The organism is Cloacibacillus porcorum (genome assembly GCF_001701045.1).
GTDB classification, from domain to species: Bacteria; Synergistota; Synergistia; order Synergistales; family Synergistaceae; genus Cloacibacillus; species Cloacibacillus porcorum.
In genome coordinates this window covers 740,483-761,998 of sequence record NZ_CP016757.1, presented here as the reverse complement: position 1 = coordinate 761,998, position 21,516 = coordinate 740,483, and the positions used below count along the sequence as shown (strand labels likewise).

Genomic DNA, 21,516 nt, shown 5'->3' with positions numbered 1-21,516 from the left:
CCATCAAGCACCGGCCTCCTTCAGATATCTTTCATACCGCTGCCATAAGGCGCAGACGTTACGCGCATAAGCTGATCCGCTCCCGCCGCCGTTATAACGACCCGCGACCACACGGACAACTGCGGCGTCAATCTCCTTCCTAAGCCCCAGAGCAAGGCTCATTGCGTCGTTGTGCCGTGCCAGCTCTTTACTTACAAGCACACCCAAATGCGCCGCCCCAAGGCGAATATTCTGCTCAGGATCCAGCAGCGCCGCAACCACATCGCCACGGCGCACATCCGGCCCCATATACCCCCAAGCAAGAGGCAACATCAACTGCATCAGCCCGTAGCTAGTTGCCACAACTTCGGGAGACAAACGACAGGCGCGGGCGATCTCCTCGCACCGCGCCTTATATCTTTCCTCATATTCCGGCTCATACCTTGTAACCTCCGGATCTCCGCCGGATTCCTGCTGAATCACAGCCAAAATCAGCTCGGGCGGACATCCCGTCTGGCGGCTCCACCTCTGCGCCGGCGCAAGCCAGCGGACTATCTTTTCGCTTGGCGCCCACATAATTACGCCCCCTTAAACCACTGAAAATCGCTCGCCTCGCCCGCGTAAAAACGGTAGAGGATAAGGTGCAGCAGCACGACGAATATATACGCTTCCAGCCCGACGACGTAAAAAATCGGAGCGGCGAAAAACTCCGCTCCGAACCCGGCTAAGGCTGTAATCTTTTTCTGCCGCAGCGAAAAACCTTCCGGCATGTACCAGATACCGCGCGGTATCGGCACCTTGCCCCAGAGCTTACCCCAGGCGAACCGGAAAACAATCCGCCCGCCGAAGCACAGCACCGTAAAATAATGGCCCGCCTCGTGAATGAGGCAGGCCGCGAGAATACTTATTATTATTTTTAGCATCATTATTGATAACCTTTCTTTTAACCTGACATCTGAGTAAAGTACCCACTTATTGTGGCAGACAGATTCGATCCATCAGTCGTTGAACAAATGAAACACCACTCCCCTCGATAGCGGTGAGATATCTCAGTAAAGGTTGCGCCGCCGGTATTATCAATTTTTAACTGGACATCTGCATAGTGTTCGGAAGCTGTTGGTATAAAACTCCACCGCAGCTTGCCGCTTAACCTGCCGATATCAAAGCCCGGCTCTGCGGTGACGACGGGGGTAAGGTATCCGTTTGGGGCTGACAGCCCCATAGATTCGATGTGCCAAAAACCTTCATTCGGCTGAATACTCAGCGAGGTTATCTTTGGCCCTCCCAGCGAGTAATCGTAAATGACCGTGTTGTCCTCATACCACCATGAGGCCCCTTGCAGAGAGCCTTCGGATAAAAAATTGAAGATAAACGGCGTTATCTTTGGCTCAGCCACACTTGCGACTTTATATTCATCTGTAGAAGCATAAGGGTATCCTTCACCAACGGGTATTGATATGAGGCATTCTCCGTTATTATTCGGGGCTATTATATCTTGGTGGTGCTCGCCACCGGAATAATAAGTATAAACTACGCTTCGGTTTCTGCTGTTTACAGGGTATAGTTTCACCGCGAAATTATCATAGCCATCTATTGGAGCAGGAGCGCGCGTTTGTGGGACACTCGTATATCCGAGGTAGGTGCACTGCTAAACTAATCCTGTACATATAGGGGGTAAAAGTGAGACAAGATATAATTGTCTTTTATACATGACAATAATATCTTGTGGCACAAGAGCCATGTTTATATGCACAGGAGGCCTGTAATGCGATACACGAAAGAAGAGCGTCTTGAAATCGGACGAAAAGTTTATGAGGGGATAATGACACGTTACGAGGCTGCCGAAGCCTACGGCATCAGCGACGACACGGCTAGGGACTATATGCGGATGTATCGTGATTCCAACAGTCTGCCGCCCAAGTCTTCCGGAAACGGTTCGGACAGTTATGTTTACAAGCCTTCCGAAAGACAGCCTGACCTATCAGATTATGAGTCCATGACAAAAAAAGAACTCATTGTTGAGTTGATTAAAGCGAAAGTAGCGGAAGCAAGATTAAAAAAAGGCTACGAGGTGAAAGGAGATGGTCCGGTAAAGGAATATATCCTTTTAGACAGCTCGAATACCAAGTAATTCTGGAACTATCCGAGTATTTTCCTGTAGTCATCCTGTGCCGTGTGACGGGGATTCCCAGAAGCAGCTTCTATAACTGGAAACGCAGCCTGTTTGAACCGTCCAAAAGAGCGAGGGATTTTGCTAGAAGCGTAATGCTCTTTATGGAATATCATAAAAGATATCCGTCGCACGGATACAGATGGCTTAACGCGAAGATACGCCTTGACACCGGAATAGTCCATTCAGATCCGTACGCCTATAAATGTTGCAGGGCTGCCGGTATAAAGAGCAAGGCAAAACACTACCGTTATAAAAAACCAGGCAATCCGTACAGATTATTCCCCAACCTGCTTCTTGCAGGCCTGCCGGTATACTCACCGATGCAGTACATAGCGAGCGATATGACGGCATTCTGCTTCAAAGGTACGTACTATGAGCTGACACTGTATATGGACCTATGGAACAACGAAATAGTAAGCCATGCGTTGTCTTCAAGGCGCGGAGACAGAATGACATACATAGACGGGCTGGAAGGACTGATAATGAATAAAGATAAAAAAACGGAATGGCAGACGATACTGCACACAGACCAGGGCGCGGTATACGCCTCCAAGAAATACAACGACATCTTGGAACTGAACCATATAGCCCACTCCATGTCCAGAAGCGGAACTCCTACGGACAATGCGGCGATGGAAGCGATAAACGGCTGGCTGAAAGCGGAGCTGTTTACAGACTTTCATGTAACAGGCAAAGAAAACATAGAGCGGGAGATAGAGGAATACATAAAATTCTTCAATGAAGAGCGTCCGGCCTATGCTTTGGGATACATGACGCCGAAACAGTATAAGGAGGCGTATAGCGGAAACGGCAGTTTTAGGAGTAGGACGTAACGAGATACCCCCCTACTATACAGAGTTAAGCAAGTCAACTGTCCAGGTTTTGTTGACTAGTGCAGAGGTCAGCTCCGTAGACGACGCCGCCGTGTACCACGAGGTTGACGAGGCTTGTCCCGGTGGCCTCGAATGTCGGAGCGTCGCCGCCCGGCCATTTTACCGCGGCGGGCCATGTTATCGTGTAGGCCCCGGCGTTTGTCAGCATCAGCGTCAGCACGCGGCAGCCGGTCTCCGCCGCGTTTAACGTAAACGTAACGGCTCCCGCCACGGTGGCTTTTATGATGTTTCCCGCAGCGGGGTTGAGCGCGACTGCGCTAGAAATAGAACCTAAATCCTGCACCTGCTCGACTACATTCTGTACTGTCTGCACAGTGAGGTTATTTTCTTTAAGAAAGCCTTTGGCCTCAAGCGCAGTATTGGTGACATATCCGCTGAGTACATCGCCCGACTTCTCCAGTTCGGCATATGTGTGCGTACCGTCCCCGACAAAGAACTCCACGCTGCCGCTGTAAAGGCGGCTGAAAACCACTCCCAGCACGCCCTCGGGAAGTATCGGGTTGTTTGCCGCCCAGTTCGTGTGAGTGTCGCGCGTCGGGGCGGTCATGACCGCCGTTCTCGTATGTTCCGTCATTTTGATTCCTCCTAAAATTAGATTCCGGCGCTGTTTCCGCCGTCCATGATCTCCGCTCCGATCCCGTCCTGACATACAAGCTGGACTATGGCGGCGTTCCATGCCCCGGCAGTTTTATCGGCGGTGAAGATATAGCTGGCTGTGCCGTAGCGCACGATGTCGTTTTTCTTATAGGCCGCAGTCGTGGAAAAGGCCCCCTTGGGTACGGGGGCCACGCGGACTTTATAGCTGGTAGACATCGCCTCGGCCTAGCCTACGGTGATGGTGATTTCACCGTTGGCATCCACCGCCGAAATGCTCGTTATCCCCGCGCCGGTGGCTCCGGTAGGGCCAGTGACTCCTCTTTCTCCAGGATCGCCCTTGCTGCCAGTTTGCCCGGTAGCGCCCCGCGGAATGGTGATATTAAATATGGCGGCGCTGGTAGTTCCGACATTTTCAACCGAAGCGTCAGCCCCCTCCGCGCCAGTTACCACCGTACCAACTGAAATAGTTGCCGCGGCTCCGGGTGAGCCCTGCGCTCCGTTTGTTCCGTTCGCCCCATCGGAGCATATCTCCATCCAGTTCGCGGCGTTCCACGCGCCGGCCGTGGTAACGGCGATCTTGCAGATATAGGACTTGCCATTATATTTAACAACGTCAAGGGCTGCGTAAGTTGAAGCTGCGGAAAATACGCCCTTTGGTACTGGTGCGATACGTCTTACATAAGTTGTAGCCATGATTTACATCCTCCTCTTACATAGTATTGTCTATGGTGATAGTTATCTCTCCGTTTTCGTTTATCTCGGAGACATCCTTAATTCCCTTGGGATTGAGCGCCTGTAAAACCAGCGGATCAATCACATACCAGCTCCCCGCGTGGCTCGTCTGCCCGTCGCGTATTTCGGATACTGAGCCCCACCCCGCCGTGTCGCTGCCGTCGTTAATGAGCAATATCCCGGCAAAAGCCATCGCGTCCCCGCCGTCTACGACGGAGATCTCCGTATACAGCCCCTTATAAGACTGCATCACCGCGACAAACTCTCGCCCCAGCTCGCCGGCGGTCTTCGCACAGGTGCAGGAGGCATCCGCCCAATCCTCGGCGGCTCCAGCTTGAGCGAAAGCCCGATCCGCCTCCCTTAATGCGGCCTCCGCCGCCGAACGCGCGGCAGCCACATCAGCGTCCGTCTTCGCCTTCAGCTCTATCAGAGCCGCCGCCAACTCGGTGTCCAACCGAGCCAGAGCCGCCGCCAGCGCGTCCGCATAATCCTGCGAAATCCCCTCCACCAACGCCGCCGTCTCGTCGCGGATCCGCCTAGCCTCCTCAACCGCTTCTAAAAGCGTCTGATAAGCCACCCCGGAATCCGTCTGATCAACCGGGCCGACCACCGCGCGGGAAAGTATCTCGCGCAGCTGCTGAATCTGCATTGTCGCGCGGTCCAGCGCCGCTTCCGTATTCTTCGCCAGGAAACGTCCCTGCTGGTTCGGCAGCTCCATCGGCTGCGTCGCCGGAACCTCCCGCCGGAGCACCAGCATCCAGCCCTCCGCGAGAGCGGGGGAGGCCGCCGAGGCCGGATACGTGACCTTCTTGCCAACCATATCCACCAAATAGCCGGAAGTCAGCAGTTCAGGCGTTCCGCCAGGCGCTTTAACATAGACCTCCATATACGAGACATCCGGCAGCGGAAAATCATAACTCCACTCGCGCGTCAGACCGTTGCCAAGATAAACCTTCTTACAGCTCTCTACATATACACTCATACCATCACCTCCTTCACGAAACCGTCTCGACCTCCGCCACCAGCGCCAGCACCGAACAGGGCAGGGGATAAGGGGCGTACATCACGACCCGTCCCTCGTCAAAACCAGAGCTGAGATAAAAAAGATGATCGCTAGAAAAAAGCCGAGTAGATTCGCCCGCCTCCTCGTCCGAGCGTTCCGGGACCTCCGACAGCAGCGCAAACTGAGAATCCGGGATACCGGGACCGGCAAACACCTCATTACCGGCGCTCCTCAGGGCGGAACCGACAAACAGCCCGCGAGTTTTTTCCACACGCGCCGTCACCGAAGCCACCCGCGACCGCCTTGTCAGCTGCGTGCCGTCCTGACGCGCATAGGCAAGATCCAGCGTCTCCGCCACCGCCGCGTAAGGCAGTCCGACATGCGCCGCCCTCGCGCCATACGGCAGCGTCACATGGCCGTCCTCGACCACCAGCCCCTCGATAACATCGCCGTCCGCCAGCGCGCAGACCGTTCGTCCATTCAAATGCTCAAGACCCGCGATCACCGCCGTCTCCGTACTAAATCGCTGTGTGACTCCGGCGTCCACCATAAAAGCCTCCGCGGCGCTCTCAACAGACCGCGGCTCCATCACCTCGATAAACCGCTCACCGCCGCGCCTCACACAGAGATAAACCAAATCCGCCCCGCGGGAAATCACCGAAGCCACACGCTCCACCACGCCGTCCGTCGGATAACGCGCCCAGGCGACCACCTCATGCTCGCGGATATAAGTCAGTCCAATAAGCAGCCCGTCCTCGCGCACCAGCCAAGCCATAGAATCCGGCTCCAGCGCGAAGGCCCAGTCCACGATCTCATGCCCCTCAAAAAGATGCCTGGCTAAAACAGTAAGATCGCTGCCCGTATAACTGTCCGAGGCATACTCATACCCGAGGTCGCGTATCCGAAGACCGCGGGACTGCACGAAAAGAATCATATTGCCGATCACCACCGGCTCGATATCCGCGCAGCCCCTATTCCCCTGCAGCCCGACATCCACATTCGTCGGCGTCACCGCACCGCCGGCGGCGCCGGACGAAAGCTTCCACTCGCCGCCCGAAGTCATAATCAGCAAATCGCCGAGAGAGACAAAATACTTCAGATCAAACATCTTCCGCGAGACCAGAGAGCCGGAGACCGCCTCGTCGTCAAGCACCTCAAACGACGTGCCGAAATCATAATAATCGCCCGACCTCGACATCCACCAACTTTGCGGCTGCTCCCGCGTCGCCCCCATCACGAGCCGCTCCTGATAAAACCCAGCCGACGACGGCCAGCCATTGACATCGCTCCAAGCGCCCTCCTCCCAATTCACCGTCGCCTTCGTCGCCGCCGCCTCCGTAAGCACCAGCGCGGAGGCCGAAGTGGGGGAATAGACCGCCGTGATCCGCAACACCGCGCGGTGCTCCGCGGCATTCGCCGAAAGCTGAAAATAACCGCGGTCCTCCTCGCTGTTGCCCTCCGGAACAAAAGACCTAAAAGACTCCGCGCGCACACGGATCCGCGTCGGCGTATCCACCGTATCCTGATCCGAATAATTCTTTGCGTTCCCGCAGCTGCTGGTAGTCCCCTCGGCATAAACCTCCGACCTATAAGTCTTATACTTTACCCAGACCGATTCATCCTCGTCCCAATACTCCAGAACCACCGTGCCGCCCCAAAAACCGCCGGACTCCACCCGCCAGCCCTTAAAAGCCGTAACCTCCCGGCTCCAGTCGTCCGCTGAAGAGGGCATAAAGACCGCGCAGCTGATCGTCCCGGCGCTCCAGGCCGGAGCCGGTTTAAAAGTCACCCTGCCGCCGCTGACGGAGGCCACCTCCGTCAGCGTCTCTCCGAACTTGACCCTGCGCCCGGCGGTGAACTTCGACGCCTCCGACGCCGGGACAGTAAAAAAACGCCTCGTATGCGTCTGTTCGCCGGACTCATAATCTTCGCTGCCGCCCACCACATAAGAGCTCACATAAGCGCCGCCGGCGTCGCCGGAGGTGCTGACAGTCACCTCGTCCACATGATGGACCACCGAAAAAAGCCCGCCCGCATGACCGGCCTTAAAAAGCGGGGCGGAGGCCGTAAGCGTAACCGTACCCGTCTTACCCGAGAGTCCGACAGCGATATCCTCCTGATCCGTTCCATGCGGGCGAAAGGGGCCGTCTCTGAAAGCGAAATCCGCCAACACCCAATTCGTATCATTCACGCGATACAGTTCCTTCGGCCGATAAGACTTATGAACGATATACAAAACATCGGCCGACTGCGTAAAAGAAAGCCCGTCGATATCGGCGCCCGCGTAAGGCGTAGCCACCTCGTAAGGAGCGCCGGAAACCTGAATCTGCGCGCCGTCGCGGTAAAAACGGACATACCGGTCGCCAAACTCCAACACATACGTCTGCCCGAGATTATACTCAAACTCCACCAGCCGACATCTTCCCTTTGCCCTCGCGACAAACCGCATCCCCGAACGCTTAGAAATCCCACCGTGCGGATGAATGACAAAATTCTCGCATCGCCGCAGCCCTGAGCCGTACTTCGCAAGATCGGGGCGCCCGAAAAGCGACGGAGAAATCTCGCCGGAGGCAAAAGACGTCTGAATCGTATGGATACTCATGAGCGGGCCCTCAAATACTCATCCCCCCACTCATCGCAGGTAACCACACACTCATTCGCGTCATTCCATGCCGCGCGGCGTACCGCCTCGTTATAAAACTTAGCCAAATGCTCGCGCATATTAATATCCCCGCCCTTAAGCGCGACACAGACCTCCATCGCGATCCGATACGCCAAAGCCTCCGCAAAAAGCTCAGGCATATCCGCCGACGCCGCGCTTGAGACATACTCCATACTTGCCTGATAAAGATCCGTGGCGACCGCCTTCACATAATTGCCGAGATCCTCCGCCATAAGCACCGTAAAAGGCGCATTCGCCTCAGCCTCATTAAAAATCCGGGTTACCACCAGGCAATCCTCCGGCAAATCATAAAGCCGCCGCCAGCCCGGCACAGAGACCTCCATTTCAGCCGGCGCGACGATCCGAGTCGCCCAGCGCCACGGATACTCCGAAAGCAGCGACCGCAGCGCCGGCAGATAGACCCGGCGGCAAATAGCGGCCTCCGTGCTGCCCTCTCCCATAGAGGTAATACCGCGCGAACAGCCGGCCAACACCAAAGCCCTGTTACAAATATCAGTTTCGCCCATACTCACGGCCTCCTTCTTCCTTTATCGTAAAAACTTAAGCCCCTTAACCCCTTACGATAAAAGAAAAAGACGGGGCAAAAGCCCCGCCTTGCTGAACACAGACAGCGTTTGCCAGCCGTCTATTTCTTCTCGCTGACGTCAATACGCGGAGGAACAGCCTTAGGGCTCGCCCTGCCGACAAGCCCTATACCGCGCTCCATAAGCCAGCGCGCCTGCATACGCCGCCCCTCGCGGGCCGCCTCTGTGATATCCTCCCAGCCGTCATAACAGTCCCCGTAAGGATTCACGGAGGCGCCGTTCTTCACCGCCGACGCCCCCGCCTCATGAAGCAGCTTCGCGAGCGCCGTCTCCTGTTCGCACGAAGCGCGGACCTTAAAAACCTCCTCAGGAGACAAGCCTGCCGATGCGTCTGCGGCGAAAACCTCGACGTTAAAATCGCTCACGGCCTACACATCCTCATAAGAGTGATGATCGCCCGTCACCAAGAACAAATCCACCTTGCCCGCCGTAAAAGTCCCCGTCACGTCGATATACCCGCGCAGATAGCGTTTACAGCCGCGAGGGACGCGCACCGCAAAAAGCTTTCTTCCGGCAGTAAGAGCGGCAAGCAAAATCTCGCCGCTCCTATAAAGCACCGTCTTCGCCGAAAAATCGCTTACGTCCGAAGTCTCAAGCGAAAAAACGGCCGAAGTGCCGCCGGCTCCCGCCACCGTGCAGAGACCGACGAAATACATCTCATCGCCGATCGCGTCGCCGCCCTTCACAAGATCTATGACGTCGGCCGACGCCCCGTCTCCGCCCGAAAGCGCCTGCCCCTCGCAAAAAATCAGATCCTTCTCAAGTATCATATCCGTCCCTCCTATACTACCTTTGCTTCGTCGTTCTTAATCGCGTCCACCTGGCGAATCGGCACGCCCCAGAAAGAAGTCACAGGCTTGCCGCCGACCTCGTCAACCTTAAGCGCGAGCGTTGAACGATTCGCCGCCTGCAAATTCAGCGCCGTCATAACCCTGCGGTTACAGTAAATCACGCGCCGGCCCATATCGGCCTTCGGGAACTTTCCGAACGCCCTGATCAGCAGATTGATAATATCCGCCGCCGAAGAGCTGGATTCCCCTGAAGTCGAGAGATCAGAGACGTCAATATTCGCGATCCGCACCCCGTAACGCCAGTCGCGCAAAGTAAAACCCATATCCCATTTATAATGAGTCACATAAGCCTCAAACTTATTGCCGCTTGAATCGCGCACCGTCTGCTGACCGCGGAAATCGACCGAAACCCCGGCCTTGCTCCCGCGCGGATAAAGGCCGTGCATCGTCTGCGGTCCCCAGTTGAGGACATAAATCGACGTATTATCCACCCCCGTGCCGCCGCCGGAGATGACATTAAAGCCGATCTTCTTCTCATCGTCGGAAATAGCACCGTAACGCGCCGCAAGCCCGGTGAACTTCGCCTTATCCTTCTTCTCATTGCCGTAAATCAGCGTATCGGCCATCTCATTATTCATACTCTCAAGGAACGACGCGCTCTCCGAAAGCAGAAAAGCTCCCTTATCCGGAGCCATATCGGCCAGCGCCTTATCTATCTCGCTGTACGTCTCCAGCATTCCACAGGAATCCATAATCTGCTCCGTCTCGCTCTTCGACGACGGCACGCCTTCGTAGAGCTTGCGCCAGACCGCCTCCGGCAGCCCCGTCCTCACCGTGGTCCTGTGCGAGCTGCCGCTGTTACACTGCTCGAACATCATATCGTCGAGAATAGAATTCTGCTCCGAAAGCATCTCGACGATCTTTGCGATCTTCCCGTTCCCGTCCGTGCGACGGGCTATATCCATAAGCGTCGGATTATTTCCGCCCAAAATACCCATCTATACCCCTCCTTAAATTTTTCCGTAAATAAGATTCGCGGCTTCCTTCATCGGGTCGCCGCCCATACCGCCGCCGCGTCCACCTGGGATAAAACTGTCGTCGGAAAGATCCTTCGCCATCTTCACCATCGCCTTTACAAACGGCGGATAATTCCCGAGATTCGTATCCTTCATCCAACCGACAAACTCATCGCCGGCATACCTCGCCAGCACCCGGCTCACCGCTGCGAGATTCTCCTCCAAAGCGGGGCCGCCGATCTCCGGATCCTGCACAATCTCATCCTGCCACGCCTTCACCGTCGCCGCGTCCGCCGCAAGCTGCGCCTCGCGCGCCGCCGACAGACGCCTCACATAAAGATCGGCTATCGCCTGCACCTGCTCGTTGGACGCCCCCAGCCCCTGCATGATCGGCGTTAGCTCGGCCAGCCCATCCTCGTCGAGCCCCCAGCCCTCCAGCATAGTAAGCTCATACCTCTCCGGCACGGAGGGCTCCTTACCCTTATCGCCCTCGTCGCCCTCCTTAGAGTCCTTGTCCAGATCGTCCCTATCCGCACCACCCGCCTTCGCCGCCGTTTCCGTCCCTATTCCATCAGTGAGCAGGGTACGTTCAAGTTCACCGCCTGCAGTGTTATCAGCCGTCTGCGCCGCCGCCGGATCCGCAGGCGGCGTGCCCTCGGTATTCTGTGTTACTGCTGTTTCATCCGTCATACAAATCGCTCCTTACCTCTGTCTCATAAAAACATCGCTGTCATTAGTACAGGTCCCCAAAGATTGATCTCTATCGCCCTATACTCCCGTTTTTCCTCCCTATAAAGAAAAGCCTCAGCCTTTGAAGAGGCATCTCCGGCATCTGCCGAGCGGACAATCACCGACCGCCTGGCGGACCAGGTATCCTCCTTCTCCTCCTTATTGAGCTTCTCCTCCGGAGGCATACAAGTCACCTCATAAAGCTTTGCGATCTCGTCCTCCTTTGACACACCGGGGAAAATCATCGACGCCGCGCTGGTGGCGTCATTTTCGTTCTGCATAACTCAAATCCTCCTCCTCTTCATCCGCGGGAAGGCCCCTCTCCCGCAGCGCTATCTCCTCGCACCACCGCCCGTGCTCCCTCATACACCTCAAGGGATCCGCGCCGCTGCTCACGGCCATCTCAAAGACGCGCTGCCCGACATTACGCTCGCCCTCGCGGTAATAAGTATCCTCGGCGGTAGGGGAATCACGCGCGGAACTCCTTAAAAACCCCGTCTCCTCGATAAGCAGCCCGACAAAAATCCGCCCCTCGGCAAAAGCCAGAAGGGCGGACATCAAGCGCCGTTCAGATTCAGTTCTACTATCCATCATCCACCGTCCTCTCACATCCCGTTCCTAAGCAGATCGCCGACCGCCGAAAGCGCCGAGCCGGGCCTCACATCCGTATTCGCCAGCGCCTCCGCGCCCTGGGCCGCCTGCTGTCCGCTCTGGATAGCCGCCTGCATCTGCGCCAACTGCTCCTGCTCACGGGCCGCCTGCGCGCGGCGGGCCCGTATCTCCTCCACCGCCCTGGGATCGCGCAGCAGCTTGGCGGGAGCGCCCGACAACTTACAATACTCGCGGATACCTGCATCTACATCCAGAGCGTCCGCCGCTTCTGGGAACGAGGCGGCCAGCGAACCGATAAACGACACACTCTGCTCGATTGGCTTCATCCCCTGCATCTTCTGGGCCTGCGCCAAAATAGAGACAAACTCTATATTTATATCCGTCGTGCCGCGCAAAGCTTCGGGAGCTTCGGGAATAAGCCCCGCCTCATACATGACGCTGTAAATACGTTCAATGGCGGGGGAAAGCAGCTCCCTCTCAAGCCTGCCCAGCACCGGGCCCAGCACCAGCATCTTCTCCTCGTGGCGCTCGATGATCTCCCTGGCCGTCATCTGCGGACCGCCGGACTGCTGCAGCATAAGAAAAAGATCCGCGTACATCGTCGAACGAATCGAATCCGCCGTCTCCTGAATAATCTGCTGCAGCCCGGGCAAATTCAGCTGAACATTATACAGCTGCTGAATCTGCTGCATCTGCCCGTCCGGCACATAAGTGATCCCGTTCGGCATCGAACGCACCCCCGAACGGCGCAGCCCCTCCGGAGCCACCAGAGGCGGGGCCACCTGCTTGCGGATCGCCACCGCCCGGTCGCGGATCTGAATCCGCAGCTCCTTTGCGTCCGGCAGAGCCTCCGCCCCCGGGCCGTAACCATAAACATCGTTGTCAATACAGTGCCAGCGCGGAGTCATCGCGGGAAAACCATGATAACCGCGCACAGAAAGCACCCGCTCCGCGTCGCCGCCGCTCTCCCAATAACAGGAGCGGAACGGCATACGCGTGACCCTCTCATAATCCGGCTCAATCGCCTGATGCACCTCAAAACGGGTAAAAGGGCTGCTCACAGCCGCCAGCCTTACGCCGTCCGAGACATTCTTCTCACCAAACATAGAGACGATCTGCTTCGCCGTCAGGTCGAAATCCCGATAAATACAGTCGATGTCATAACCGTTCGAGGCGCCCAGCCAATAGCGGCCGCACGTAAGCGTCGTACAGCGGATCACATTACTATAATCCGGCACAATAACCATCACGCCGGTGCCGAAAGTGACCAGCTCCTCATAGACATTATGCAGCGCGTGATAAAAATTACTCCCCTGCATCACGCGCATCATGCGGTCGTGCACATCATCCAGCCAGCAGCGCACCTCCCAGTCGTCCGAGAGCTCGGCGTTATGCGTGGAAAGCATAAACCACTGCCGCGAGGGCGAAGTAAGACCGGACTGCATTCCTGCTACCAGCGTGGAACGCGCCTTCCCGGGAACCGAAGAGAGCACCTTAAGCATATCCGGCAGCCTGTCATTCTTCTCGCCGGCGAAACGCCCGCGAAAGGGATGAATATAATCCCGCAGCTCCTGCCAGAGAGGTTCAATATAAGAGGCGTCATTCCGCAGCGCCGCTCGCCGCTGATCCAGCCCCTTCCTAAGCTCCGCCGTATACTCCATCACACACCACCGTCATTCCCCGAACAGCCTCTTCCCGCCCGAAGAGTCCGTAAGACCTCCGGCTCCGCCCTCATTCCTGACCGTAGAGGCCGCCCCCTTGCGTCGGCGCTGACGCTCCAGCGCCTTTGAAAGAGCCAGACCGGAATCCGCCGTCTCGCCGGTAGCCACGCTCGTCGCGCCCGGAACCACCTTCGGGACCGGGGTAGGCTCGTAACTCCCGCCTCCTCCTGAACACATGCCGCTCACTTCCTTTCCTACAAATAAAAATCGAAATCCTCATCCGCCAGCCTCCTATCCAGCGCGGAGGCCTCCACCCCTGCCATCTCCTCTGGCCCCGGCAGCCGAAAGCCCATCATCCTGCCGTTATAACACCGCACCGTTTCCGCTTCAGCCTTGACGTCGGCTCCCTTTGTCTCTTCATACAACCTCGCCGCCTCCTAACTGTAAACGTCATAATCATCGTCGGCCCACCCGCCGCCGTCTCCGGTGCCGCTGTGCGACGACCTGGGCAGCACGTCGGCGGCAAAAGTTATCGCCAGCGCGTCGGCAAGATCCGGACTGGCAAGTCCGCGCTTCGCCATATCCTGCTTGCGTTCCAGCTGAATCTTGCTGCTGCCGGCGGTGTACTGAAACTCCGGGCCGACCAGGTCGTCGCGTAAATCCGAATTATCCGGTATAGCCCCGCCCAACTTAAACCACTCGCGCATCTTGTACCAAACCTCCGCGCGCCGGTTCACACAGTTCGGCAAAAGAGACTTCTCGCCGGCGTAAAAGGCGATGGGAGAGCGGTTCATCAGACGGAGGCTCGACATAACCGCCTCGCCAACGCCAGTCGCGTCCACGATGAGCGCGTCGGCCTTGTGCTCGTCATATAGCCTGGCCGCATGAGCCGCCAGCGTCTCCGGCGTATTCCCACGCACCTGATAGAGAATATTTGAATATAACCCCTGGCGAAGCATGATAACGCTGCGGTCGCCGCCAAACATCGCCACATCGACGCCGATGACGACGGGCGCAAAACCATACATATCCTCCCGCAGATGCTTCCCCATCGCTGCCTCTACGACGTCACCGGGCATAAACTGCGAGACAGAGGCGTGCGGAAACTCCCCCAGCACGCGCACGCGGTACATATCGCTGTCCTCCCCGTACTCCTCGGCAATCTGCTTCACATATTCAGCATCCACGTTGGGACTGTTGATACACGAAAAAACAAACCGCGACCATAAGTCACGGTTCTTGTGATGCGAATTGTAAAAATATCCAGTCAGACGTGTAGGATTCGCCGCCATTAAGATACGTGCCCCAGGCGTCGAAAGAGAACCTCTTGCAGTCTCAAAAACCTGCTCCGGAATGCCGGACGCTTCATCTATGAGGAAAATTAAATTCTTCGCGTGAAACCCCTGCAAAGCTTCCGGCGTTTCCTTCCTTCCGGTACGTGCCGCCACAAACCCAGGCGAATTCTCCATAATAATCTTATCTGCTTTAAACTTAATAGCGCTCTTCCACGGCTCAAGCATACTCCCGTGCCATTTCTTAATTTCCGCCCATAAAATATCCGACAGCTGGTGCGCCGTAGGAGCCGTAACCGGAACCTTAACATCTAAAAAACAGCAAAGCGCCCACAAAGCAGTCCAGGCAAACAGCGTACTCTTTCCAGTTCCGTGCCCGGAACGAATCGTAATCTTAGCGCCCGGGCTTGCAAGCGTATCAAGCACAGCCCGCTGCTGCTCCGTAGGCGTTGCGCCAAGACACTCGATCACAAAATCGCGAGGGGAATCACGCCAGCGCTCCACCAGTTCTACAAGACCGTTATCCATTGGCGCTCGCCCCCGCCTGGCGGGCCTCCACCTGCTGTAAAATCACCGCCGGAGAGACATTCACGTTTACCTCCGTATCCGGCTGTTTGAGCCCCGATATCTCCGCCAACAGACGCGCGGCGGCAATGGGGTCGTGCATCTCCACCTCAAGACCGCCGTCGGAATGCTCCGTCGGCTGAATCGCCTTAAACTTCTTGATCGCGCCGTCCGCCTCATCGGTCAGCCCCGTCGTCGGCACAAAAAGCAGCTCGCCGAAATCAAGTATCTGCTGGCCGCCGTTCTTCTCGGCAAGCTCTTTTAAGATCTCTCTGCGGTGAGGATCGTCCCTGCTGGGTGAAATATGCACGATATCCGTCAGGCTCGTGCTCACGATCCCCATCATTCGCCGCATTATCGCCTCACGAACCCGCTCCTTATCAAAGCCGGAGGCTTCGAGTGCTTCACGTCTTAAATCCTTGATACGACTGATAATATTAAGCTTCCTTAAGTTCTGGCTGGCAATAACAGCGGCAGAACTTCTATTCTCAGTATACCCGGCGCGGACGACTGCCTCAGTGCCGTTGCCCCGGCATTCACCGACATAAAACTGACAAAAACGCTCCTGCATCTCGCTAAGCGCCATCCGTACCGCCTCCTTTCTGCAAGATGATCTAAGGCAAACAAAAAGAGCCACCTCTCAGATGAGAAGCAGCTCTCTGTTCGCCATATCTGTTTATGCCACTATAGAGAAGTATAGCAGAAAATCCTGCGAAAAAATTTGCAACAATTCAGACACAATTTGACCTTTGACTTTTTGACCAATGTACAGAAAAACACACTAGAGAACTCAAAAAAACGCGGGCATAACAGCAGCACAAAACTTTGACCAATGTGGATAACTTGAGAAAAAATTCTCAACAATTTCTCAACAATAGCGGTTGGAGTTCATTTTAACCCGCCCGTTCTCCAGTCTTCAAGTAATGGCTGAACGCTTAAAATCTGCCGATAAAGATAGCTGAGCGCGCTGCGGGTGTACCTGTAAACATTACTTTCGCTGAACATAAGTTCATGTGCGACATCGGGGACATCAAGATTTTGCCAGTAGCGTAAGGCAATCACTCTGCGTTCGGCAGGCGGCAGTTCGTAATAAGCCGTATAGATTCCCTCCACAAGAGCCTGAAGCTTCCGCAGCACAGGATCGTTATACCGATCCATATACCTCTCGCCGGCGCTGTCGGAAACTCCGCCGCCGTCCACCCGTTCGTCGAAAATACAGCCGCCGCCGGCAAGCGCCCTGGCGTCCAGCATAAGCTTATAGCTGTCATAGTCCTGCTTGATCTTCGGAAAATCCTTGATAGCTCCTTCGGCCATCCGGTGCTTATATGAGCTCATCTTCTTGCCTCCCCGCCTCTATTTGTTCGCGATATGCTCGCAAATATGTTCGCGCCCCTCAATCCTTGCCATTGCTGATAAAAACCTGACTGCGAACATTGCGAACACACAAACCCCTTGATTTTAGAAAAACATTTAAAAGGTAAAAAATTCTATTTATAGCGCTTTTTTCGTGTCACATGTTCGCAGGGTACAGTTATCCCCTCTGATAGCAAAGATTTTTTTGTGCGAACACATTTGCGAACAGATTATCCATCTGCTCGCGCACCCCGCGGCGCGCCATTGCTATTACCGTCTTTTCTCGTGCGAACATTCTTAACTTACTATTTAAAGTGTTCGCGGCTTATGTGCTCACATCATAATTTGACAATATCCGCAAAGACAGTCTTCTTTGGCGGCACGCGCCACATCCTCGCATTGGCGTGCCCCATCGGCTTTGAAGTTTCGCCGGTGAGCTTCGCCAGCACCTTGCCCGCCTTGATCAAAGTCCCGGTCTTTATGTCTCCCGGAGGATAGCCGCACTCGTGCAGGATCTGCGTCGTCGTCTTCAGCTCCCACAGTTCGCGCATACATTCCCACTCAAGGCGTGAGGCGATTATCTCCTCGACGCTGGAGGGAACCTCGAACTCGCGGTTGCGTTCCGCAAGCAGCGCGTCCTCCTCTTTCGTCAGCCACCATTGACAATCCTCGTTTTTAGGCTCTTTGAGGTACATAAGGTAATAGCGCTCATAGACCTCGCGCCACATCTGCTGCATCTCGCCGCGGTCCAGCGCCGTGATCCTCGCCAGCGGGATACACCACCAGCGCGCGTTGCCCGTATCGTCGATAAGAAACTGCCTCTGGTTCACCGTCGCACCGTAAATCGTACGACGCTGGAAATCCGACTCCTTGCGGCTCCAGGGCATACGCATCTTATCCGAACCGCGAGTGAGAAACGCCTTGAGGATCGGCAGCTCGGAGCGGTTGAAAGTCCCCTCCAGCTCGCCGTATTCCACCCCCCAGGCAGAGATGGCGGCCTTTACGCTGTCCTTATCCTTAAGGTTGAGGCCGACACCCTCCGAAAAAAAATCATCCCTGCCAAAGAGCGTGCGAAACCAGGTCGTCTTGCCTATCCCTTGTCCGCCGACGAAGGTCAGCACGCCACGGCAGCGGAAGCCGCGCTTCATAAAGACGGCGGCCACTCCGGAGATGAGCCAGCGGCGCACCAGCGTCTCTTTGAAGGGGCGCGGAAAATCCTTCTCCTCTACAAGCGAGTCATAGACATTCTGGATACGATTCATGCCGTCCCAGGGCTCGGAGAGTATCCAGTCCTTGACGGGATTGCTGATATTCTGCGAGCCGATGTTCGAGATGAGAGGTTCAATATCGCTCTTCGGCATCCGCCAGCGCGAACAGAGAGAGAGTATCTCGCCGATCGCGGCGTTCTTGGCGTTATCGCCGCACCAGACACGCCCAGGCATCGTAAAGACCTCCTCCTTCTTGATCTCGTCATATTCCACCGACATGCCCGCGAAGGCTAAAAGCGCCCGCAAATTTTCCACCGTACCCAAAGGCCGGCCGCTCTCTGAGAGATCCACAAACTGAGGCTCCGAATGCTTCAGCTTATAAAGCCCCTTATCCTTGAAGGCCGCCAGCTTACGCAGCATCACAGCGCGGCATCTTTTAAGGCCGTGCTTCGCCGCGTAGTCATTCCAGTCCGTACCTGCGTCATCCTCGTCAAAATCTGGATAAACATAGGGGACGCCGGTCTCCTCAAAAACCCGCAGCGCCGCGTGCAGACCGGGATTGCCGCGCGAGCGGTGGTCATTATCCGCCGCTATGACAAACTCGCGCTCCGGAAAAAGATGGCGGACATTTTGCACCACCGGCAGCAAATTGCCGCAGTTAAGGGCAATTACTATGCTCTCTCCCGTGGCCTCCGCTACGGTGCAGCCCGTCGCCCAACCCTCGACGATCCAGACGCGGGCGGTGAGCCTTCGCAGCTCCGTCTGAAAAAAGCTCTCTTTCTCCGCAAGGGGAAGCTCTTCTACCCCTTTAAATACCTCCCCCCGCGCGACAAGCAGGCCAAAATTGCCGGCAATAGGCGCGCCAGTCTGCGGACGCTTCACACCCTGCGCGGTAATAGTCTGGATATTGACGATCTCGCCGCTGGGGTCAAAGAGCGGATAAACAAGCTCGCTGCCCAGCAGGCGCGCTCCAAAAACATCACCGAGCCCCTTCTTGGCCGCGTAACCGTGCGTGACGTCGGCCGGTGTAGACGCCTCCCACTTCCGGCGTGCGAGCTCCGAAGCCTGGGCGCGGGAGAGAGCCTCCTGCCGCTTACGCTCGGCCCTCTCCGCCTCCCACCTCTCAGCCAGCGCCCGCTTCTCCTCGGCGGACATAGAGCCGGAAGAGACGCCTCCGTCCTTATGCGGATCCCACATATACCACTCGTCCGTCTTCCAATTATGCAGCCAGCCGCGAAACCACTCGTCGGCAAAGACCTTATACTCGCCGTTATTAGAGCCGCGCTTGTCGCCGGAAAGCGTAACGCGGTGCTTGCGGCCGTCGATCTTCAGCCCCTTATTATCCGCGAGATAAATCCCCTCTGAGCCGAGGAAATCCAAAAAATCCCTCTCTATATCGCTTACGCTGTAATCCAGCGCCCTCACCTGCCTCTATTTACTGCCAATACCAAGCCTTTTCGCGGTAGCTGCGATCGCCGCCGGGCGACACCAGGTGTGCATGAATCGACGCCACTCGACATCCTTCACCTGGCGGCCCTCCTGGTCGCGATAAAACATCGCGAATGGATAAAATCCAAGCCTAAGCGCATCGATGCAGCGCTTTTCCGCCTTCTCACAACTATCTCCACTAAAACCAACGAGGATATAACATCTAGCCTTACCGGGCCTGTACCAGCTTGACGACCGTAATACATATGAGGCGTAGACAAGGGCATCATATTCCTCCGGGCGGTCATAGGCGAAAAACGCCTCCTTAACCTTCGCCGCCTCAAAGAGCGGCATATGCCATAGCTTTAATCTGGCCGCCTCCAACCCTCCGGAGAGGATCACCTTCGCCTGAGATTCAAGCATCTTAAAAACCGCGCGGACATGCTGCTCGCTGCACGCCAGCAGATTATCGTCCTGGACGATATTTCCGGGCTTAATCTCCAATTCACGCAGCCCGCCGGGACTTATACGCGGAACCATGCAAAACCAACAATGATTCGGACAGCCGCGGGACGTTATAGTGACGCCATGGCGCAGATACCGCCCTGGAATAAACTCGTCTCCTGAGGGATAACCGCTTATGGCGGGACCGCCTAAATGCACAGGCGCGATCCTCTTTGCCTCCCATGCTTTCGCAAGACGTTCGCCCTCAGGGATATCCCAGCTAAAAGAGACACTTACATGGATCTCGGAGACATCCTCAGGAATAAAACAATCCAATGGAGGATCACCGATAAAAACATGTCTGTCCTCTTCCGTAGGGACCGGCGTGAAAGACGTCGCACGGGGGAACACCCTAAGAATTGTCATCGCACCTGACACTCATCACAGGACCGCCGTCCTCGTGCGTCTTAAGCTGGCCGTAATCACGGCAGACAAAACCGCAGCCGTCTTCCGTGCCACCCAACAGCAACTTGGAGCAGCCGACGGGACACATATCATGCCGCACAGGCAGCCGTACAGGAGGCTCCTTCCTCGCCCCCCCCGTTTTGATATCCGCTTGGCGCCCTTTTCAGCCCCGCCGGTGGAGCCGGACGATGTTGTACCTTTCTTCCTTCGTTTACCTATCGGCATGTCAATCCTCCTCGATCTTAACCAGTATCATCGCCGTATCCAGAGCATTGCGCTGCTCGATGCGCTTCAAATATGACGGCGCCTTATAAAAGCGAATAGTATGAGGACTTACGCCTTGCCGTCTTGCCAGTTGTGGGATCGTACCGATGTCGATAAAAATATCTCCGTGGTACAGAGCATATTCAGGCGCAGGCAACCTACCGTACCTCCACCCTCGGCCCCCAGCAGCCGTGAGCGTATTTATGGCAGCGCCGGCAAGGCAGCACACCGAGCGGGCGTACATCCGGACGCTCCCGCCCGACATACGCCTCACGGTTATAACAGCAGCACACCGCGAAAAACGCTGGCTCGCCGGACAACACCCGCCGCAGAATACCGGCGATCTTCATTCGCAGTTTATGGCCTCTCATCACGCGGGGCCTCCAATGTCTCCCACGGCTTCCGGCTTAAGCATCGACCACTCTTTCGTATCTGCCTTTTTCGCGGATTCCGGAGCCGTCTCCATGGTCCTTATCAGCCGTTTGGTAAAATCCTTATATTCGCGCAACTCATTGTTTGTGCCATACGCGAGCTTTCTGTATTTGGCTATACCGGCGGCAATGGCGTTTTCACGGTCGTCCGTCGGAGCTGGCACACAGTTGGCCTTGCAATTCGCCGCGCGTAGCTCTTCTTTCAGCTTCTCGATCACCCCGGCCATCACCTTGTTCTGGGATTTCAGCTCCTGCGCATCGACCTCGGACGGGCGCGGGGCCGAAAGCTTCACTACGTGCTCGCGTTCCTTCTCAAGAGATTCGCGCAACGTCACATTGGCGCGGTATGAATCTATAAGCTCGAGATTCATCTCCGATATTCGTTCCTTCGCCACTTCAAGCTGCGCCTCGCGTTCGCGTTCGGCCCTCTTCAACTGTGAACAACGCACGTCGAGTTCCGCACACCGCTTTTGCAGCGCGTCATTATCACTGCGGAGTTTGTCTATCTCCAACCCGACAAGAAACTCTATAGATTCCGAGAGCTGCTTATTCTGCTCCGGAGTGAGAAAATCAAATTTAAAATCAAACATCACCCAAAAACTCCTCCTGGCCAT

General features: G+C 56.0%; 28 protein-coding genes. 2 read left to right on the top strand and 26 right to left on the bottom strand.

The features are described from left to right. Positions 1–3 precede the first annotated feature (3 nt). From BED41_RS03460 to BED41_RS16365, 3 genes are read right to left on the bottom strand one after another with little or no spacing between them, the layout of a single operon-like run. Positions 4–555, bottom strand: coding sequence for a lytic transglycosylase domain-containing protein (locus BED41_RS03460; RefSeq protein ID WP_066743147.1), 552 nt, complete (start codon positions 553–555; stop codon positions 4–6). A 2-nt stretch (positions 556–557) separates the two neighbouring features. Continuing rightward, the gene (locus tag BED41_RS03455; RefSeq protein ID WP_066743146.1) at positions 558–905 is read right to left on the bottom strand and encodes a hypothetical protein; all 348 of its coding nucleotides are present in this window, start codon (positions 903–905) and stop codon (positions 558–560) included. Between the two features lie 17 nt (positions 906–922). Further along, the gene (locus BED41_RS16365; protein WP_157102252.1) at positions 923–1,549 is read right to left on the bottom strand and encodes a hypothetical protein; all 627 of its coding nucleotides are present in this window, start codon (positions 1,547–1,549) and stop codon (positions 923–925) included. Between the two features lie 195 nt (positions 1,550–1,744). Between BED41_RS16365 and BED41_RS03450 the strand changes: the two genes are divergently transcribed. Beyond that, positions 1,745–2,110 carry a helix-turn-helix domain-containing protein gene (locus tag BED41_RS03450; RefSeq protein ID WP_066742226.1) on the top strand — a complete coding sequence of 122 codons (366 nt, stop codon included), beginning with the start codon at positions 1,745–1,747 and terminating at the stop codon, positions 2,108–2,110. Continuing rightward, on the top strand, positions 2,032–2,985 hold the full coding sequence (locus BED41_RS03445; RefSeq protein WP_437177029.1) for an IS3 family transposase: 954 nt from the start codon (positions 2,032–2,034) through the stop codon (positions 2,983–2,985). The genes BED41_RS03450 and BED41_RS03445 overlap by 79 nt, the downstream gene beginning before the upstream one ends. A 34-nt stretch (positions 2,986–3,019) precedes the next feature. Here BED41_RS03445 and BED41_RS03440 read toward each other — a convergent pair whose 3' ends face one another. From BED41_RS03440 to BED41_RS03345, 23 genes are all read right to left on the bottom strand, one after another. Next, positions 3,020–3,619: a hypothetical protein gene (locus BED41_RS03440; RefSeq protein ID WP_066743144.1), complete on the bottom strand. Its 600-nt coding sequence runs from the start codon at positions 3,617–3,619 to the stop codon at positions 3,020–3,022. A 17-nt stretch (positions 3,620–3,636) separates the two neighbouring features. Continuing rightward, the gene (locus tag BED41_RS03435; RefSeq protein WP_066743142.1) at positions 3,637–3,858 is read right to left on the bottom strand and encodes a hypothetical protein; all 222 of its coding nucleotides are present in this window, start codon (positions 3,856–3,858) and stop codon (positions 3,637–3,639) included. Positions 3,859–3,867: 9 nt separating this feature from the next. Beyond that, positions 3,868–4,335: a carbohydrate-binding protein gene (locus BED41_RS03430; protein ID WP_066743140.1), complete on the bottom strand. Its 468-nt coding sequence runs from the start codon at positions 4,333–4,335 to the stop codon at positions 3,868–3,870. 16 nt (positions 4,336–4,351) lie between these two features. Further along, complete coding sequence (locus BED41_RS03425; protein WP_066743138.1) at positions 4,352–5,356, bottom strand: hypothetical protein; 1,005 nt, start codon at positions 5,354–5,356, stop codon at positions 4,352–4,354. A gap of 13 nt (positions 5,357–5,369) precedes the next feature. Next, complete coding sequence (locus BED41_RS03420) at positions 5,370–7,979, bottom strand: phage tail protein (RefSeq protein ID WP_066743136.1); 2,610 nt, start codon at positions 7,977–7,979, stop codon at positions 5,370–5,372. Then, positions 7,976–8,566 (bottom strand): phage connector family protein, encoded by a 591-nt coding sequence (locus BED41_RS03415; protein WP_066743134.1) that lies wholly within the window; start codon positions 8,564–8,566, stop codon positions 7,976–7,978. Before BED41_RS03415 ends, BED41_RS03420 begins: the two co-directional genes overlap by 4 nt. Before the next feature lie 119 nt (positions 8,567–8,685). After that, entirely contained in the window at positions 8,686–9,009 is a 324-nt protein-coding gene (locus BED41_RS03410; protein ID WP_066743132.1) for a hypothetical protein, read from the bottom strand. A 3-nt stretch (positions 9,010–9,012) separates the two neighbouring features. Beyond that, positions 9,013–9,414 (bottom strand): Bbp16 family capsid cement protein, encoded by a 402-nt coding sequence (locus BED41_RS03405; protein ID WP_066743130.1) that lies wholly within the window; start codon positions 9,412–9,414, stop codon positions 9,013–9,015. 11 nt (positions 9,415–9,425) lie between these two features. Continuing rightward, positions 9,426–10,433 (bottom strand): major capsid protein, encoded by a 1,008-nt coding sequence (locus BED41_RS03400; RefSeq protein ID WP_066743128.1) that lies wholly within the window; start codon positions 10,431–10,433, stop codon positions 9,426–9,428. A 12-nt stretch (positions 10,434–10,445) separates the two neighbouring features. Continuing rightward, the gene (locus BED41_RS03395; RefSeq protein WP_066743127.1) at positions 10,446–11,141 is read right to left on the bottom strand and encodes a hypothetical protein; all 696 of its coding nucleotides are present in this window, start codon (positions 11,139–11,141) and stop codon (positions 10,446–10,448) included. Between the two features lie 23 nt (positions 11,142–11,164). Continuing rightward, positions 11,165–11,461, bottom strand: a complete 297-nt coding sequence (locus BED41_RS03390) for a hypothetical protein (protein WP_066743124.1) — start codon at positions 11,459–11,461, stop codon at positions 11,165–11,167. Beyond that, complete coding sequence (locus BED41_RS03385) at positions 11,445–11,774, bottom strand: Bbp19 family protein (RefSeq protein ID WP_066743122.1); 330 nt, start codon at positions 11,772–11,774, stop codon at positions 11,445–11,447. The genes BED41_RS03390 and BED41_RS03385 overlap by 17 nt, the downstream gene beginning before the upstream one ends. Before the next feature lie 11 nt (positions 11,775–11,785). Beyond that, on the bottom strand, positions 11,786–13,453 hold the full coding sequence (locus BED41_RS03380; protein ID WP_066743119.1) for a portal protein: 1,668 nt from the start codon (positions 13,451–13,453) through the stop codon (positions 11,786–11,788). A 12-nt stretch (positions 13,454–13,465) separates the two neighbouring features. Continuing rightward, positions 13,466–13,690, bottom strand: a complete 225-nt coding sequence (locus BED41_RS16360; RefSeq protein ID WP_157102251.1) for a hypothetical protein — start codon at positions 13,688–13,690, stop codon at positions 13,466–13,468. Between the two features lie 17 nt (positions 13,691–13,707). Beyond that, on the bottom strand, positions 13,708–13,878 hold the full coding sequence (locus BED41_RS16355) for a hypothetical protein (protein WP_157102250.1): 171 nt from the start codon (positions 13,876–13,878) through the stop codon (positions 13,708–13,710). 12 nt (positions 13,879–13,890) lie between these two features. Continuing rightward, a complete protein-coding gene (locus tag BED41_RS03375; protein ID WP_066743115.1) occupies positions 13,891–15,273 on the bottom strand; it encodes a hypothetical protein in 1,383 nt (460 codons plus the stop codon). Beyond that, entirely contained in the window at positions 15,266–15,895 is a 630-nt protein-coding gene (locus BED41_RS03370; RefSeq protein WP_066743112.1) for a terminase small subunit, read from the bottom strand. Before BED41_RS03370 ends, BED41_RS03375 begins: the two co-directional genes overlap by 8 nt. A 302-nt stretch (positions 15,896–16,197) precedes the next feature. Continuing rightward, the gene (locus tag BED41_RS03365; protein WP_066743109.1) at positions 16,198–16,644 is read right to left on the bottom strand and encodes a sigma factor-like helix-turn-helix DNA-binding protein; all 447 of its coding nucleotides are present in this window, start codon (positions 16,642–16,644) and stop codon (positions 16,198–16,200) included. Positions 16,645–17,000: 356 nt separating this feature from the next. After that, positions 17,001–19,295 (bottom strand): VapE domain-containing protein, encoded by a 2,295-nt coding sequence (locus BED41_RS03360; protein WP_066743106.1) that lies wholly within the window; start codon positions 19,293–19,295, stop codon positions 17,001–17,003. A 6-nt stretch (positions 19,296–19,301) separates the two neighbouring features. Continuing rightward, entirely contained in the window at positions 19,302–19,802 is a 501-nt protein-coding gene (locus BED41_RS16705; RefSeq protein WP_229712384.1) for a hypothetical protein, read from the bottom strand. Between the two features lie 631 nt (positions 19,803–20,433). Then, a complete protein-coding gene (locus tag BED41_RS03350; protein WP_066748893.1) occupies positions 20,434–20,628 on the bottom strand; it encodes a hypothetical protein in 195 nt (64 codons plus the stop codon). A gap of 1 nt (position 20,629) precedes the next feature. After that, the gene (locus BED41_RS16350) at positions 20,630–20,842 is read right to left on the bottom strand and encodes a hypothetical protein (RefSeq protein ID WP_157102249.1); all 213 of its coding nucleotides are present in this window, start codon (positions 20,840–20,842) and stop codon (positions 20,630–20,632) included. Continuing rightward, positions 20,842–21,492 (bottom strand): hypothetical protein, encoded by a 651-nt coding sequence (locus tag BED41_RS03345; RefSeq protein ID WP_066743100.1) that lies wholly within the window; start codon positions 21,490–21,492, stop codon positions 20,842–20,844. Before BED41_RS03345 ends, BED41_RS16350 begins: the two co-directional genes overlap by 1 nt. Positions 21,493–21,516: the final 24 nt, after the last annotated feature.

Bases quoted from the DNA above. Each gene is read 5' to 3' on its own strand.
- BED41_RS03385 (WP_066743122.1), bottom strand. From the start codon at position 11,774: ATGATGGATAGTAGAACTGAATCTGAACGGCGCTTGATGTCCGCCCTT.
- BED41_RS16360 (WP_157102251.1), bottom strand. From the start codon at position 13,690: ATGTGTTCAGGAGGAGGCGGGAGTTACGAGCCTACCCCGGTCCCGAAG.
- BED41_RS03415 (WP_066743134.1), bottom strand. From the start codon at position 8,566: ATGGGCGAAACTGATATTTGTAACAGGGCTTTGGTGTTGGCCGGCTGT.
- BED41_RS16350 (WP_157102249.1), bottom strand. From the start codon at position 20,842: ATGAGAGGCCATAAACTGCGAATGAAGATCGCCGGTATTCTGCGGCGG.
- BED41_RS03370 (WP_066743112.1), bottom strand. From the start codon at position 15,895: ATGGCGCTTAGCGAGATGCAGGAGCGTTTTTGTCAGTTTTATGTCGGT.
- BED41_RS03390 (WP_066743124.1), bottom strand. From the start codon at position 11,461: ATGCAGAACGAAAATGACGCCACCAGCGCGGCGTCGATGATTTTCCCC.
- BED41_RS03405 (WP_066743130.1), bottom strand. From the start codon at position 9,414: ATGATACTTGAGAAGGATCTGATTTTTTGCGAGGGGCAGGCGCTTTCG.
- BED41_RS03400 (WP_066743128.1), bottom strand. From the start codon at position 10,433: ATGGGTATTTTGGGCGGAAATAATCCGACGCTTATGGATATAGCCCGT.
- BED41_RS03435 (WP_066743142.1), bottom strand. From the start codon at position 3,858: ATGTCTACCAGCTATAAAGTCCGCGTGGCCCCCGTACCCAAGGGGGCC.
- BED41_RS03345 (WP_066743100.1), bottom strand. From the start codon at position 21,492: ATGTTTGATTTTAAATTTGATTTTCTCACTCCGGAGCAGAATAAGCAG.
- BED41_RS03430 (WP_066743140.1), bottom strand. From the start codon at position 4,335: ATGGCTACAACTTATGTAAGACGTATCGCACCAGTACCAAAGGGCGTA.
- BED41_RS03440 (WP_066743144.1), bottom strand. From the start codon at position 3,619: ATGACGGAACATACGAGAACGGCGGTCATGACCGCCCCGACGCGCGAC.
- BED41_RS03455 (WP_066743146.1), bottom strand. From the start codon at position 905: ATGATGCTAAAAATAATAATAAGTATTCTCGCGGCCTGCCTCATTCAC.
- BED41_RS03380 (WP_066743119.1), bottom strand. From the start codon at position 13,453: ATGGAGTATACGGCGGAGCTTAGGAAGGGGCTGGATCAGCGGCGAGCG.
- BED41_RS03450 (WP_066742226.1), top strand. From the start codon at position 1,745: ATGCGATACACGAAAGAAGAGCGTCTTGAAATCGGACGAAAAGTTTAT.
- BED41_RS03425 (WP_066743138.1), bottom strand. From the start codon at position 5,356: ATGAGTGTATATGTAGAGAGCTGTAAGAAGGTTTATCTTGGCAACGGT.
- BED41_RS03375 (WP_066743115.1), bottom strand. From the start codon at position 15,273: ATGGATAACGGTCTTGTAGAACTGGTGGAGCGCTGGCGTGATTCCCCT.
- BED41_RS03395 (WP_066743127.1), bottom strand. From the start codon at position 11,141: ATGACGGATGAAACAGCAGTAACACAGAATACCGAGGGCACGCCGCCT.
- BED41_RS03460 (WP_066743147.1), bottom strand. From the start codon at position 555: ATGTGGGCGCCAAGCGAAAAGATAGTCCGCTGGCTTGCGCCGGCGCAG.
- BED41_RS03420 (WP_066743136.1), bottom strand. From the start codon at position 7,979: ATGAGTATCCATACGATTCAGACGTCTTTTGCCTCCGGCGAGATTTCT.
- BED41_RS03365 (WP_066743109.1), bottom strand. From the start codon at position 16,644: ATGAGCTCATATAAGCACCGGATGGCCGAAGGAGCTATCAAGGATTTT.